The following is a 15,076-nucleotide window of genomic DNA, read 5'->3' as shown; positions in this document are numbered from 1 at the left end:
TTAATCCCTTACTTCTACCTTATGGGGAGTTTACCAGATTGGATAATTATACTTGCTGCAATTTCTCGCCATGTTGATGAGTATCTACTGTGCTAAGGGGTGGGGCAGACAATAAGTGCTTTATGTAGATAGATAATCGACCATTAATTAATAGTTTTTATCTATATGAATGGTTGTGCTGATAGTTTTTAGTTTCTCCGCCGCTGTTGCCGCCACGTCTGTGGGGGCAGATGTGCCAAGAGTGCCGGTGGGCAAGGCTGCAAGGGCAAGTATTAATCTAACTTATCTATGCGTGGCACCAATCGCGCTGGGAAGCTATAGTCCGGTTTTTAACTTGGGTGATAAATAGTATTAGCCCGGGTAACGATATTGTTGGTCCAATTAATCGAATTCATACTGCTCCGGAAGGGCATAGAATGACTGAAGGTGTTTCAATAATGAATGATAGCCAGCCAAAGACCATTTACCTGAAAGACTATCAAGTACCAGATTACCTGGTGGATGCTACTGATTTACATTTTGAGCTGGAACCCAAGGCAACTTTGGTCAAATCTCGTTTGAATATTCGCAGAAATCCGCAAGCGGACGCAGGGCTGCCGCCTTTAGTGCTGGATGGTGTTGAGCTGGAATTACTTTCGGTTTCTTTGGATGGAGTTTTGTTATCTACATCTGATTATCAGGTTCTACCTGAGGGCCTGTCTATCCCTGTAGAGAAACCAGAATTTCTGCTGGAAATCCGCAATCGGATAAATCCGGAGGAAAACACATCTTTAGAGGGATTATATCTCTCTAATGGTATGTATTGCACTCAATGTGAAGCTGAAGGATTTAGAAAAATTACTTTCTATCCTGATCGGCCGGATGTTATGTCCAAATTTACCACCACCATCGTCGCGCCGATGGACCACCCGGTACTACTTTCCAACGGCAATGAAATTGAGAAAGGTAGATATGAAGATGGTCGTCAGTTTGTAACTTGGGAAGATCCATTTGCCAAGCCGGCTTACTTATTTGCGTTGGTAGCCGGGGATTTGGAGCATGTGGAAGATAGCTTCACAACAGCCTCTGGTAGAAAGGTTAAGTTGCAGATCTTTACGGAAGCGAAAAATATTGGGAAGTGTGATCATGCTATGCGATCCCTTAAAAATGCGATGCGTTGGGATGAGGAAACTTACGGAAGGGAATATGACCTAGATATCTTTATGGTTGTTGCTGTTGATCATTTCAATATGGGGGCTATGGAAAACAAAGGATTGAATATTTTCAATTCGGCCTGCGTGCTCGCTAGCCCAGAAACAGCGACGGACTCAGCTTTTCAGCGGATCGAGTCTATTGTAGGGCATGAGTACTTTCACAATTGGTCCGGTAATCGGGTCACCTGCCGGGATTGGTTTCAGTTGAGTCTGAAGGAAGGTTTTACCGTATTTCGTGATGCAGAGTTCTCCGCTGACCTTAATTCCCGAGCGGTTAAGCGTATTGAAGATGTATCCCTTTTGCGTACTACCCAGTTTGCTGAAGATGCCGGCCCTATGGCCCATCCTATCAGGCCAGATTCTTATATAGAAATTTCAAACTTTTACACTCTGACAATTTATGAAAAGGGTGCGGAAGTTGTACGGATGATTCATACACTCTTAGGTGCAGAAGGATTCCGCAAAGGAAGTGACTTGTACTTTCAGCGGCACGATGGCTGCGCGGTAACCTGTGAAGATTTCGTCAAGGCGATGGAAGATGCTAACAAGGTTGAACTGAAGCAATTCCGCAACTGGTATAGCCAAGCAGGCACGCCGATACTTGATGTGACAGATAGCTTTAATGAAACTGATGGCACTTATAGGCTAGCTATTCGCCAGTCTTGCCCTTCATCGCCGGGTCAGGAAGAGAAGTTACCTTTCCACTTACCAATAAGAATTGGATTGCTGGGGGCTGATGGCGCAGAGCTTGTACTCAATGAGCAGGGTGATACTGAAACTGTTTTACAGTTAACAGAAGATGAGCAATCTTTTGAGTTTTCCGGACTTACGGAGAAGCCTTTACCCTCATTGCTGCGGGGCTTCTCTGCTCCAGTAAAAATAAGGTATAACTATAGTAATGAGCAGCTTCAATTTTTAATGAGGAAGGATAAGGACACGTTTAACCGCTGGGATGCAAGTCAGCGCCTAGCATTAAGTGCTTTGTGTGATCTTCAGGTGGCTTTTCGTAAAGGTGAGGAACTACAGGTACAATCAAGTTTAATCAGTGCTTATAAAGAGGTTTTACAGGATGTTGATCTCGATCTAGCGCTGGTTGCAGAGATCTTGCAGTTACCCAGTGAGCAGTTTATCGCTGAAGAGTCATCATTTATTGATGCGGAAGCAATAATTGTTGCGAGGGATTTTGTAAGGAAGGTAATTGCAGGTGAATTATTTGATGAATTTCGCAAGCGCTATCTAGAATTGAATACGACAAAGCCCTATAGCCCGAATGCGTTAGATGTTGCGCAAAGACGACTCAAAAATACCTGTTTATCCTATATGTGCATAACAGAAACTGAGGAGGCCTTAAATATAGCCCAGGTTCAGTTTGAGAGCGCTAGTAATATGACAGATAGTGCGGCGGCTCTCGCTGTTATTATTAATCATGCACCGGAAGACCGAGCCAGGGGGTTGATTGAGCAATTTTATGAGCGCTGGAAAACCGATACTCAAGTCGTAGAACTATGGCTGAGCCAGCAGAGTTGTAGTCCCAAGCGCGGTACATTGGAAAATATTCGTGCACTTATGGATCACCCTGCTTTTGAAATGAAAAACCCCAATAAAGTAAGGTCTGTAATAGGTGGTTTTGCTAATCGTAATTTTAAGCAATTCCATAAGAGCGATGGTAGCGGGTTTGAGTTTGTTGCCGATCAGGTTCTGGCCTTGGACAAGCTAAATCCACAAATTTCAGCAAGGCTGGTTATACCGATCACACGTTGGAAAAAATACTCTGGTAGCCTGGGTGAGAAGATGAAAGTTGCCCTGCAAAGGGTTGCTGATTCGGGAGACCTATCTAAGGATTTGTTTGAGGTGGTCAGCAAAAGCTTGATTTAAAATAAATACCTGCTTGGGGTATGCTGCACATACCCCATTTTTTTATAGGATTTTGTTAACTTTTTCTTCGCCTAGCTGAACTAAATGTAGCTTGTTCCCATCATTTTTTAGCTCAGTGATTGAAGTGTAATCGGGCCTAAACTGTTGTACTTTTTGGTGGTTTCGGATATGTGCAACAACTGAATTGATGACCATAAAATGGCAGAAGATAAAGGTGTCCTCTGAAAGACTTTCCAAATACCTGATTATTCCCTCGCGCCAGTCTTTTTGTTCTCTGTCGCAGGGGTCCCACTCTCCAGTAAGTAATGTTCGTAACCAGGTTAGGCGTTGAGCTTTGGGTATTTCTTCTGGTGTAGGTATTTCCGTCACTGCATTTTCAATTACAACCTCTATATCCCAAACTTCGGCCAAAGGCTTTGCTGTTTGCTGTGCACGGAGTTTGGGGCTGCTGATTAATTGAACTTTCTCAAGAGAGGAAAGTTTTAGGGCTAGCTCTTCTGCCTGCTTGTAACCTTCGTCTGTGAGTATTGGGTCGGGGATGTGCTCCCCTTTCGCTGCTTCTCCATGCCTGATTAAAAAAATTCTTGCCATCTATGCCAACCTAAAGATAACCATTCAAACTATCGTCGGGTATATGTTGCCATAAACTGAGAAGCTCTGGTGAGTTAAACGCTCTGGCTGAGGGATGATTGCCAAATCGCTTACTGTGTTTTCCTGAAAACTCTGGCCAATCATTGCCGGGGTTCCCTGTTTCAGCAAAATTCAGCCAAGCTTGTTGCATTGAGGCACTTAATAAATGGGGGTTTTCTTCAGCACCATATAGTGTTTTCAAGGAGTGATCGCTATGGGTTCCAAATACATAGCCAAGCTCAACGGCGTGACAAGCCCCTAGCAATGGCTGTGCTGCGAGAGGTTGTGCAAAGTGATAGTGATAGTTTTCCCCCTGATGACTTTGTAGGTGTCTCAGCCCAGGCAAGGTGAATACCATATCAGTGAGCAAAAGGTTCCAGGCTCGGCTCCACTCTGGCCAGGGGTTGTCTGTCATTTTTTTTGCTAGTTGATAGTAATGTCTGAGTAGGGGCTTTAGCTCGGATTCTGAGATAAGCCATTCCAGATGAGTGCATATTTGCCGGTAGTCCATGTTAAAGCTTTCAGGGTTTATCGCGCTAAAGAGATTCCATTCCTCCAAATTGTTCCCTAACAAAAGGGATGTTTGGTGTGTCGGGGAGAGCTTCTTTTCAGGGGAAAAAAGTTCCCTGTCTGCGACAGGTTTAAATGGCAGTTGCCCCCATTTTGCTGTCATCGACGTGTCAGATAGTATTGCTTTTTGGGTTTTCAGAAGAAGTTTGGTTGGACAATTTTGTAGTGAGATGCCACCAGAGATTTTTTCATATTGTTGAATGAAAGTCTTACCAACATGGTTAGCGCTTTGCAGGGAGTGGGAGGCTCTTGGGTGCCCACTCTGGACAATTGCACGGCGTATAAGACCTTTACATTGTGGAGTTTCAAGTAAGGAGGCAATACTCATTGCCCCAGCTGATTCACCGAAAAGAGTGATATTGTTTGGATCTCCGCCAAATGCTGAGATATTTTTTTGAACCCATTGTAGGGCGGCTATTTGATCTAAAAGCCCTTCATTGCCGGTTGATGGTATATCACTAATATCCTTTAGACGTAGAAATCCCAGTGCGCCTAAACGGTAGTTTATAGTGACAACAATTGTCCGACCGCTAGCTGCTAAGTATTTACCATTGTAAATTTCTTGGCATCCTGATCCCATGTAAAAAGAGCCGCCATGAACCCAAAACATTACTGGCAGCTTTTTTCCTTGCGACATTGCGGGAGAAAATACATTCAAATAGAGGCATTCCTCCCTTTCAGGAAGATTCCCGTTTTGATCTCGAACTTCCATTAGGGCGGATGAGTTTTGCGCTGCTGGTGAACCAAAGCTATGCGCTTGGAAAGGATTTTTCCAGGGGTCCAACTCTTGCGGTGGTAGCCAACGTAAATTCCCTACAGGAGGGAGAGCGTAGGGAATACCCAAGAATTTATATACGCCAGTTTCTTCATCTGTGGTTCCGATGATTGGCCCGGCAGGCGTATCAACAACGGGTGTAGGTTTTTTGTTTAAGTGCCTGCCAATTTCCGGGTCTGTAGTCATTTGTAACTTCCTAATCTTGCTGAAGTTAGCACGAAAACTGTTTTTCTCCTGCCGCTGCCTAACTCCTCCTTGAAAACGTTTTGAATTACGTCCATACAAAAGTAGTGCGCGTAAAAACGTACTGGCGTAATTGTTTTTTTATGGAGGGAAATTAGTAAGGCAATGTATTAGTGAATCTAGTCACGGATGGGCTCAAAGTGGGGTATTTTCCGTCTTTAAGCTCAGGCCATGAACTGTGTATTTAGGAAGTTGCACCGTTTGAAGTTGGTGAGAGCATGATTGCGAAAATCTTTGACAAATCCACGGGCTCAATCGACGAGCGATCACTGGAGGGGCTATCTTTGACCTCTCCTGGTCTTGTCGAAATGCCCGCAGATCCTGAGGATATTGCGTCTTTTTCCAAGGACGGATTAGACCTCGTTATTGTTTTAAAATCCGGCCAGATCGTCATTGTTTCAGGGTTTTACCTGTTAGATGAAGATGGCGAGCACAGTGAGCTAGTGCTAACAGGGGCTGGAGAGCCTCTTATGTTAGCTTCTAATGGAGATTTAATCTCTGCCTTTGCTGCGGCTGGTGGCGCTTCTTATCCAGCACCAGCACCAGTCGATCCGGGTATTTCTTGGTGGATTCCTGCATTAATTGCACTTGGAGTTGTTGTTATCGCTGTAGCGGCTAGCGATAACGATGATGACAATCGCGATCAATTTTTTATTCCTGACTCTGATGCTGATGCTGATGCTGATGCTGATGCTGATGCCGATGCCGATGCCGATGCCGATGCCGATGCCGATGCCGATGCCGATGCCGACGCGGATGCTGATGCCGACGCAGATGCCGACGCGGATGCAGATGCTGACGCGGATGCTGATGCCGACGCAGATGCCGACGCAGATGCCGACGCGGATGCAGATGCCGACGCAGATGCCGATGCCGATGCCGACGCGGATGCCGACGCGGATGCCGATGCCGACGCGGATGCAGATGCTGACGCGGATGCGGATGCCGATGCGGATGCTGATGCCGATGCCGATGCCGATGCCGATGCCGATGCCGATGCCGATGCCGATGCCGACGCCGACGCCGACGCTGATGCCGATGCCGATGCCGATGCCGATGCCGATGCCGATGCCGATGCCGATGCCGACGCAGATGCGGATGCCGACGCGGATGCCGACGCTGATGCCGACGCTGATGCCGACGCGGATGCCGATGCCGATGCCGATGCTGACGCGGATGCCGACGCGGATGCCGATGCCGATGCCGACGCAGATGCTGATGCGGATGCCGACGCGGATGCCGATGCCGATGCCGACGCGGATGCCGACGCGGATGCGGATGCCGATGCGGATGCTGATGCCGATGCCGATGCCGATGCCGATGCCGATGCCGATGCGGATGCTGATGCCGATGCCGATGCCGATGCCGATGCCGACGCCGACGCCGACGCCGACGCCGACGCTGATGCCGATGCCGATGCCGATGCCGATGCCGACGCAGATGCGGATGCCGACGCGGATGCCGACGCTGATGCCGACGCTGATGCCGACGCGGATGCCGATGCCGATGCCGATGCTGACGCGGATGCCGATGCCGATGCCGATGCCGATGCCGATGCCGACGCAGATGCTGATGCGGATGCCGACGCGGATGCCGATGCCGATGCCGATGCCGACGCGGATGCCGATGCCGATGCCGACGCCGACGCCGACGCCGACGCCGACGCCGACGCTGATGCCGATGCCGATGCCGATGCCGATGCCGATGCCGATGCCGATGCCGACGCAGATGCGGATGCCGACGCGGATGCCGACGCTGATGCCGACGCGGATGCCGATGCCGATGCCGATGCCGATGCCGATGCCGACGCAGATGCTGATGCGGATGCCGACGCGGATGCCGATGCCGATGCCGACGCGGATGCCGACGCGGATGCGGATGCGGATGCCGATGCGGATGCTGATGCAGATGCAGATGCCGATGCCGATGCCGATGCCGATGCCGATGCCGATGCCGACGCCGACGCCGACGCTGATGCCGATGCCGATGCCGATGCCGATGCCGATGCCGATGCCGATGCCGATGCCGATGCCGACGCAGATGCGGATGCCGACGCGGATGCCGACGCTGATGCCGACGCTGACGCGGATGCGGATGCGGATGCCGACGCAGATGCAGATGCTGATGCCGATGCCGATGCCGATGCCGATGCCGATGCCGACGCGGATGCCGATGCCGATGCCGACGCGGATGCCGACGCGGATGCGGATGCGGATGCGGATGCGGATGCCGACGCAGATGCCGATGCCGACGCCGATGCCGACGCTGATGCGGATGCCGATGCTGACGCCGATGCCGACGCCGATGCGGATGCCGATGCGGATGCCGATGCCGACGCGGATGCCGACGCGGATGCCGATGCTGACGCGGACGCGGATGCGGATGCCGACGCTGATGCCGACGCTGATGCCGATGCCGATGCCGACGCCGACGCCGACGCCGACGCGGATGCGGATGCAGATGCCGACGCCGATGCCGATGCCGATGCCGATGCCGATGCAGATGCAGATGCAGATGCCGACGCCGACGCCGACGCCGACGCCGACGCTGATGCTGATGCGGATGCGGATGCGGATGCGGATGCCGATGCGGATGCGGATGCGGATGCCGATGCCGATGCGGATGCGGATGCGGATGCGGATGCCGATGCCGATGCCGATGCGGATGCGGATGCGGATGCCGACGCTGATGCCGATGCCGATGCCGATGCAGATGCCGACGCCGACGCTGATGCTGATGCTGATGCTGATGCGGATGCGGATGCGGATGCGGATGCCGACGCCGACGCCGACGCCGACGCCGACGCCGACGCCGACGCCGATGCGGATGCCGATGCGGATGCGGATGCCGATGCCGATGCGGATGCCGACGCTGATGCCGATGCCGATGCCGACGCGGATGCCGACGTAGATATCGACATAAATATTGATATCGACATTGATATTGATATCGACGTTGACATCATCATTATCAATATCGGACATCATCCGCACGAGCAGAGTGCACTTCATGGAAGTGATGTAGCGACTCTGGGTGGCGACGGAGATATTTTGGCAGATCCGCCGTTATTCACTTGGGAACCGGACGGAGATGCAGATGCTGATGCAGATGCAGATGCAGATGCAGATGCAGATGCAGATGCAGATGCAGATGCAGATGCAGATGCAGATGCCGATGCCGATGCCGATGCCGATGCCGATGCCGACGCTGATGCCGATGTGGATATCGACATAAATATTGATATCGACATCGATATCGATATCGACGTTGATATCATCATTATCAATATTGGAAGGGACTACCAAGAGCCAGATGCGCTCCCAGATGAAGGTGTCGCTTTCATGGTTGAAAGTATTGGAATGCCAACAGATGAGATATTTGTTTGGGATTCTGACGCGGATGCCGATGCCGATGCCGATGCCGATGCCGATGCCGATGCCGATGCCGATGCCGATGCCGATACTAGCGTTGACATTGATATCAACATCGACATTTCAGTTGATATCGATATTGATATTGACATTACCATCATCAATATTGGATCAGATGTGGCAATGGACTCTGACGGCATATTGGATGTTGGTACTGCAACTGTGCCTGGTATTGACATGCTGGGTAGTGGCTCTGACTTGACTCTTGATGATCTATTCGAATCTGTGGGTAGCGATACTCAAATATTCGAGTCTGCTGGAGAGGTGGCTGGCGTAGATACGAGCCAAATTTCTAGTGGAGTAATGGATTCGATGGAGATGTCGGCAGCAATTGACGACACTATCGGAGATATGTGGCAACAAAACAGCTTGAGCGACACTTAGATCTGAAAGCGACAAATTAACTTAAGTACCGGGCCGTAAGGCCCGGTTTTTTTTGGCTAGACTTTTGTGGCCACTCTACAGAATTTATGTAATTAGATGTTAATAGAGTGTTTAACCTCCCGGTAATTATTGAAAGTGAATATAGTGGAAGTGTTTAAACAGAAAATGAAAATATCATTTGTGTTGACTCTGGTGTTTTGGTCAATCACAGGTGACGCCGATATATTAATTTCTCCCCGTTCCTCTGAAGTAATTAGCCCAAGAAGCATGGAAGTAGAGGCTTATGATTCATTAAAAAAGTTTTCCTTTAGGGAGTATGAGGAAGGTATAAAGCGAACTGAATTCAATATGCTTGAAGTGGTGCACCAAGCCGTCGGTTGGCATCCATTAATTGCAGAAGCCGTTGGGAATCTCTATCAGCAGAGGCAAGGCGTCAAAGCTGCACGATCGGGATATTTTCCTCGACTGAATGCTGGAATTGTGGCCGGGAACGACTCCGAGTACAAAAGCGAAGGTGATGGACACGCGTTCCAGGTGAATATTTCCCAGATGGTTTATGACTTTGGCAAAGTATCTAGCAATGTTGACTTTGCAAAGGCTGGTGTACAAAGGTCTCAGGCTGAAGTTCTCCAATCTATTGACGAAGTTGCAAGGAGAACCGCAAAAGCGGCAATTGAGGTTCAGCGCTATCAGTCTCTCCTTTTAACTTCTGATGCACAAGTTAATGGCGTATCTGCTATTGCTGATCTTGTGCAAATTCGAAAGGAGCGTGGAGTTAGTTCCCGCTCAGATGTGTTACAGGCGCAATCAAGAGTTGATGCTGCACAGGCATCTAAACAGCAAGTAGAAGCTTTGTTACGCCGATGGCGTACCACTTTACAGAATCTCACTGGATTCCAATCTCCATTTCGGGTGGCTATGTATGTTCCTGAGGACGTCGCACAAGCATGTGATGTCCAGTCTTTTGATTTGTCGTCAGTACCAGATGTACTTATTGCTGCCGCATCTAGAGCTGAAGCTGAAGCACAGCTTAAATCGGCAAAAGCAAATGCATGGCCAACCTTAACCCTTGATGGAAATGTGAATCAGTACTTGGATCAAAACTATGTTGATGCCAATGCACTTGATAGTAATGAGAAGGCGATTTTCTTTAATGTTTCCATGCCTATTTATCAAGGTGGAAAGATATCTGCCGGAAGAGAGGGGGCGAGTTATGCCTTGCTGTCGGCTGATGCGGCGAGAGACTCGGCACAATTATTTGTAACCCAAAAATATCGTGAGGCACAAGAAGAAGCTGAAGGGTTAATGCGTAGTTTGAGTTCGCTTAGCGCTAGGGAGAGCGCTATAGCTGAAACAAGGGATCTATATAAACAGCAGTATTCCACTCTAGGCACGCGGACTCTAATTGATTTGCTAAATTCAGAACAGGAGCTACACATTGCCCGCCGAGAAAAAAATAATACGATTTTTGATTTGCACCTTCTAAAAATAGATTGTCTACATAGTCGTGGTGGTTTGCGCGAGGCATTTAAACTGGATGGAACCGAGATTCAGGGTGTGGAGGTGTTGCCTTGAATGGAAGCCAATTAGATATTGCGGGTGAAATTGAAAAGCCATTTTCCAGCTCTAAAAATAATGCCGCTAACGTTACTCCTTGGTGTGAGGCAATAATTTCTATTGCTCGACATTATCGAATTGATTGCTCTTATGAAAGGGTCCGAATAGCTGGGAATTGGGGGGGATATAACTCTATAGAAAGCGTTGTTAGGCAGATGGCGCGACAGGCCGGGCTTACGGCAACATTCAGCTCGTTCAATGAGTCTGCGATCAATTCGTGGCGTTTGCCCATTGTTGCCCAATTGGTGGATGGTCAGTTAGTTGTTGTAGAGTCTGTATCTAAAGATATGGAACTGAGTGTTATCTACTGTGGCGATAAAGGTCTAAAGAGTACAGTACATCTGGACGATTTAAAAAATAATGTTCTGAACCTGGCTATATTTCGTCCCAGGAGAACGGCAACAGACTCTCGTATAGATGACTATGTTAAGACTGAAGACAAGCATTGGTTTCGCCGGATTATCCTTAGGGATTTGAAACCCTATTTTCATGTGATGATTGCCACAACAATTGCAAATTCTCTAGCACTAGCTGGAATTGTTTTTTCAAAACAGGTCTATGACAGAGTCATTCCAGCTGAGTCTTTTCCTACCCTTTACGTTCTATTTAGCGGTGTTGTAGTAGCAATTATCTTTGATTTTATTATGCGTACTATGCGAGTCAGGGTAACGGACTTGCTGGGGAAGCGTGCTGATATTCGTATGTCGGATTTGGTTTTTGGGCATGCTATTAGGGTTAAAGATCAAGCCAGACCAAAATCAACCGGTACATTTATCTCTCAGATTAGAGACCTTGAGCGCATAAGAGAATTGTTTACATCTTCCACCGTTTTGGCTCTTGCAGATTTACCTTTTTTTGTACTCTTTCTGTTTGTTATGTGGTGGGTTGCTGGGAGCTTGGCACTAATACCTCTTGTAGCAGTTTTCTTGTTAATTATTCCTGGGTTGCTTCTTCAGCCGAGGCTTGCAAAGTTATCGAAGGAATCTATTAAAGAAGGAGCGCTACGTAATGCAATGCTAATAGAAACGGTTCAAGGGCTGGAAGATATAAAAGCCATGCAGGCGGAACAGCGCTTTCAAGGGCAGTGGAATCATTTCAACGCAGTCACCGCAGATTCCAATCTAAAGCTGCGATATCTGGTTGGTGTTTTACTGAGTTGGACCCATAACGTGCAGTCATCAGTTTTTGCTGTAGTTGTGTTATTTGGAGCTCCGATGGTCATGGCTGGCGACATGACAACGGGCGCACTGGTTGCTGCCTCTATTCTTGGTTCGCGGATGATGTCACCAATGGCAAATATCACCCAGGTTTTAAGCCGCTGGCAGCAAGCCCGGTTTGCGATGAAAGGAATTGATCAGATTATGCAGTTACCGGTTGATAACCCTGAAGATGAAAAGAAAGTGCAGAAGTCCTCGCTTCAAGGAAATTATCACTTTAAACAGTCGGTTTATAACTATGGAGATGATACGTCTGATCCCGCTCTAGTTATTCCTGAATTAAAAATTACTCAAGGTGAACGGATTGCTATATTAGGTCGAAATGGATCCGGTAAGTCAACGTTGCTACATGCACTGTCGGGTTATATTGAGCCCGCTCGTGGTCAGTTACGGTTAGATGATGTCAGCTTGGCTCATATAGATCCCGCTGATGTAAGACGAGATATTTCTCTCCTTAGCCAAAAGACAGGGCTATTCCATGGGACTATTTATGAAAATCTTGTCTTAGGTTCTCCCAATGCCAGCGACGATGAAATTCTCGTCGCACTTAAAATGAGTGGTGCCGAGACTTTTGTGAGTAAGCTCCCGAAAGGCTTGGGATCTATGATTCAAGAAGGTGGCTACGGGCTGTCTGGAGGGCAAAAGCAGTCTCTGCTGATTGCTAGGATTTTATTACGTCAACCAAATGTTCTTTTGCTGGATGAGCCTACTTCAGCACTGGACGAAGCCACTGAGAAAAAATTTATTTGTGCATTATCAGATTGGAGTGTAAACAAAACAGTTGTTATTGCAACTCATAGAACTAGCATCCTTAGCTTTGTAGATCGAATAATTGTGCTGGATAGTGGTCGAGTTGTTCTCGATGAGCCAAAAGAAAAAGCACTCTCTATTCTTTCTCGACGGAAGGATCCTAAGAAGGATGAAGAAGTTTCCTAGAGGTTAGGATGGAGAAGCTGTAATGCCAATTCCAGATGACTTCGGTTTTCGCTGCGAACCAAAACGCATCGCTCTCTTAGATATTGATTCACAAAATGATGAAAAACAATATGAGGATGATATTGATGATGCATCTCTCGTACGCTCAGGAAGAATAGTTTGGGTATTTTTTTTATTGTTAGCCGCGTTGGTTTTTTGGTCTTACTTGGCCAAGGTTGATGAGGTTTCTTCTGGCGCTGGTAAAGTGGTTCCGACTTCGCGTTCACAGATTATCCAATCATTAGAGGGAGGAATACTGGAGGATCTTAAAGTTTCTGAGGGGGATATTGTCGAAAAGGGTGAAGTGTTGGCGCAGTTGGATCCTACAAAATTACGTTCGAATGTAGAAGAAATATTGGCTCGCTACAGAGCTGCTTTGGCTAGTGTCGCGCGATTGAGTGCTGAGGTAAATAGTACATCGATTAAATTTCCAGAGGAACTGTCTTCGCATGCCGAGCTTATTGCTAAAGAAAGAAAACTATTTGATACGCGGCGGAGAGGATTAGCAGAATCGTTGAAAGGTTCAAAGGAAACCCTAGAGTTGGTCAATAAAGAGTTGTCTATCACCAGGTCGCTTGTCGAATCAGGGGCAGCCAGTAGTGTTGATCTTTTACGTCTGCAAAGGCAAAAGTCTGAGTTGGAGACAAAGATAAATGAGATAAAATCTATGTACATGGTGAAAGCCCGAGAGGAGTTGGCAAACTTTAGTGCTGAAGTTGAGGCGCTGTCTTCTGTAGTTGAGGGGCGTTCTGACTCACTAATAAGACTTACTCACAAATCTCCTGTAAGAGGCATTGTTAAAGCTATTGAGGTTACAACTATTGGTGGCGTAATCCCCCCAAATGGAAAGATAATGGAGATTGTCCCACTTGATGATCAGCTTTTAGTTGAAGCAAAAATTTCCCCCAGGGATATCGCATTTATTCGTCCTGGGCAGGTAGCTAAAGTAAAAATTACTGCATACGACTATACGATTTATGGTGACTTAAATGGTACAGTGACGACTATATCTCCTGATACGATTCAAGATGAGTTTGTGCCAGGCGAATACTATTATAAGGTTTTCATCCTTACAGATACTGATTCTCTGGAAAATCATGAGGGTAATAAATTTCCGATAGTGCCAGGTATGATTGCAGCGGTAGATATAAAAACGGGTTCGAAAACTGTTTTTGATTATCTTATGAAGCCAATCAATAAGGCGGGTGAGGCGCTACGGGAAAGGTAATGGCGAAATGGTTAGCTAACTCATTGGTGCACATTGTTTTTGGCTTCTTTGGTCTTTCTAGCTTATCTCAAGCTGAATCAAAAATTGTTACTCTTTCGGTTGAGGTCGCAATTACGAACTCTTCGAAGCAGGATATTAATGGTTATGTTCAAAGACTTTCTATGCCTGTAGAGTATAGTTTGCAGCAGTCATTAAAGAAGATTAGATATAATTATCCAGAAAAAATTATTTACAAGAAGCATGGTGTAGGGGGTTCTAAGTACCTTGAGTTTGTGCTGAGTATTCCTGCTGGAAGGACAGTTTCCAGGATTGTTGAGTTTGATTTAATGCTTACTTCATATGATTATACTCAATTGAGCAGGGGGCGAGACTTTTTTCCAAGTGGTACTTACTTAGAGTCAGCGAGGTTTATCGAGTCAGATTCCACTCCAATTAAAAAGTTATCCCTTAAAATACAAAATACTTTTGAAGATGAAGAGAGTCGTTTGAGGGCAGCTTTTTTGATTCCTCAAGCAATAATTAAATATAAAGTTCAGCCTACAAAAGGCGCTCTGGCGGGCCTTGAGTCAGGGGAGGGTGATTGTACAGAGCATGCGGCGCTTTTTGTCGCATTGGCACGCTCTATGGGGTATCCTGCAAGAGTTACTTCAGAGTTTCTTTTTTCCAAGAAAAAAAGATTTGATCGACCTAATCATCATGCCGCTGAAGTTTTTATGGGTGGTCGGTGGGTACCGGTAGACCCCAATTTGGCGCAGAAGCCTTATCTTGGATATGGTTTCGGTAAGGGTAGTATAAGTAAAATTGTTCTTACTCGAGAGTTTTCATGGGTTTGGTCTAATTTGTTTCCGAAAGATTTTAAAGGTAAAAAAAATAATGTTAGTGTTTCTGTTTTGTGGAGTTTGCAATAAATATTGAATTTCTGGATTCAATTATTTGTT

At 47.1% G+C, this 15,076-nt stretch carries 9 protein-coding genes and 1 pseudogene; 7 read left to right on the top strand and 3 right to left on the bottom strand.

Annotated features, from left to right (window positions below; all coding sequences use genetic code 11):
* Positions 1 to 437: 437 nt before the first annotated feature.
* Entirely contained in the window at positions 438 to 3,068 is a 2,631-nt protein-coding gene (gene pepN / locus ACJJI5_RS17600) for an aminopeptidase N (RefSeq protein WP_445356326.1), read from the top strand.
* A 42-nt stretch (positions 3,069 to 3,110) separates the two neighbouring features.
* Here pepN and ACJJI5_RS17595 read toward each other — a convergent pair whose 3' ends face one another.
* Together ACJJI5_RS17595 and ACJJI5_RS17590 are read right to left on the bottom strand one after the other, a co-directional pair.
* Complete coding sequence (locus ACJJI5_RS17595; protein WP_444905983.1) at positions 3,111 to 3,659, bottom strand: histidine phosphatase family protein; 549 nt, start codon at positions 3,657 to 3,659, stop codon at positions 3,111 to 3,113.
* A gap of 10 nt (positions 3,660 to 3,669) precedes the next feature.
* Positions 3,670 to 5,229 (bottom strand): carboxylesterase/lipase family protein, encoded by a 1,560-nt coding sequence (locus ACJJI5_RS17590; RefSeq protein ID WP_444905982.1) that lies wholly within the window; start codon positions 5,227 to 5,229, stop codon positions 3,670 to 3,672.
* Between the two features lie 275 nt (positions 5,230 to 5,504).
* Here ACJJI5_RS17590 and ACJJI5_RS17585 point away from each other — a divergent pair.
* A pseudogene (locus tag ACJJI5_RS17585) lies at positions 5,505 to 5,720 on the top strand (BapA/Bap/LapF family prefix-like domain-containing protein); the annotation flags it as partial.
* 144 nt (positions 5,721 to 5,864) lie between these two features.
* Here ACJJI5_RS17585 and ACJJI5_RS17580 read toward each other — a convergent pair.
* Positions 5,865 to 8,270 carry a hypothetical protein gene (locus ACJJI5_RS17580; protein ID WP_445356342.1) on the bottom strand — a complete coding sequence of 802 codons (2,406 nt, stop codon included), beginning with the start codon at positions 8,268 to 8,270 and terminating at the stop codon, positions 5,865 to 5,867.
* Positions 8,271 to 8,336: 66 nt separating this feature from the next.
* Between ACJJI5_RS17580 and ACJJI5_RS17575 the strand changes: the two genes are divergently transcribed.
* The 5 genes from ACJJI5_RS17575 to ACJJI5_RS17555 all read left to right on the top strand — a co-directional run bounded on the left by ACJJI5_RS17575 (position 8,337) and on the right by ACJJI5_RS17555 (position 15,046).
* Positions 8,337 to 9,101 carry a hypothetical protein gene (locus tag ACJJI5_RS17575; RefSeq protein WP_445356341.1) on the top strand — a complete coding sequence of 255 codons (765 nt, stop codon included), beginning with the start codon at positions 8,337 to 8,339 and terminating at the stop codon, positions 9,099 to 9,101.
* A gap of 144 nt (positions 9,102 to 9,245) precedes the next feature.
* Positions 9,246 to 10,676: a TolC family outer membrane protein gene (locus tag ACJJI5_RS17570; RefSeq protein ID WP_444905980.1), complete on the top strand. Its 1,431-nt coding sequence runs from the start codon at positions 9,246 to 9,248 to the stop codon at positions 10,674 to 10,676.
* Entirely contained in the window at positions 10,673 to 12,871 is a 2,199-nt protein-coding gene (locus ACJJI5_RS17565) for a type I secretion system permease/ATPase (protein WP_444898133.1), read from the top strand. The genes ACJJI5_RS17570 and ACJJI5_RS17565 overlap by 4 nt, the downstream gene beginning before the upstream one ends.
* 22 nt (positions 12,872 to 12,893) lie before the next feature.
* The gene (locus ACJJI5_RS17560; RefSeq protein WP_445354777.1) at positions 12,894 to 14,138 is read left to right on the top strand and encodes a beta-barrel domain-containing protein; all 1,245 of its coding nucleotides are present in this window, start codon (positions 12,894 to 12,896) and stop codon (positions 14,136 to 14,138) included.
* Entirely contained in the window at positions 14,138 to 15,046 is a 909-nt protein-coding gene (locus tag ACJJI5_RS17555; RefSeq protein WP_444905978.1) for a transglutaminase-like domain-containing protein, read from the top strand. The genes ACJJI5_RS17560 and ACJJI5_RS17555 overlap by 1 nt, the downstream gene beginning before the upstream one ends.
* The last annotated feature ends 30 nt before the right edge of the window (positions 15,047 to 15,076 follow it).

Source organism: Microbulbifer maximicatervae (SeqCode), assembly GCF_052467955.1.
The sequence above is the reverse complement of the archived record's forward strand: the minus strand, read 5'-3'. Positions and strand labels throughout refer to the sequence as shown.

Coding starts and splice junctions, on each gene's coding strand:
- pepN (WP_445356326.1), top strand. CDS start 438: ATGAATGATAGCCAGCCAAAGACCATTTACCTGAAAGACTATCAAGTA.
- ACJJI5_RS17560 (WP_445354777.1), top strand. CDS start 12,894: ATGCCAATTCCAGATGACTTCGGTTTTCGCTGCGAACCAAAACGCATC.
- ACJJI5_RS17580 (WP_445356342.1), bottom strand. CDS start 8,270: ATGTCCGATATTGATAATGATGATGTCAACGTCGATATCAATATCAAT.
- ACJJI5_RS17590 (WP_444905982.1), bottom strand. CDS start 5,229: ATGACTACAGACCCGGAAATTGGCAGGCACTTAAACAAAAAACCTACA.
- ACJJI5_RS17595 (WP_444905983.1), bottom strand. CDS start 3,659: ATGGCAAGAATTTTTTTAATCAGGCATGGAGAAGCAGCGAAAGGGGAG.
- ACJJI5_RS17555 (WP_444905978.1), top strand. CDS start 14,138: ATGGCGAAATGGTTAGCTAACTCATTGGTGCACATTGTTTTTGGCTTC.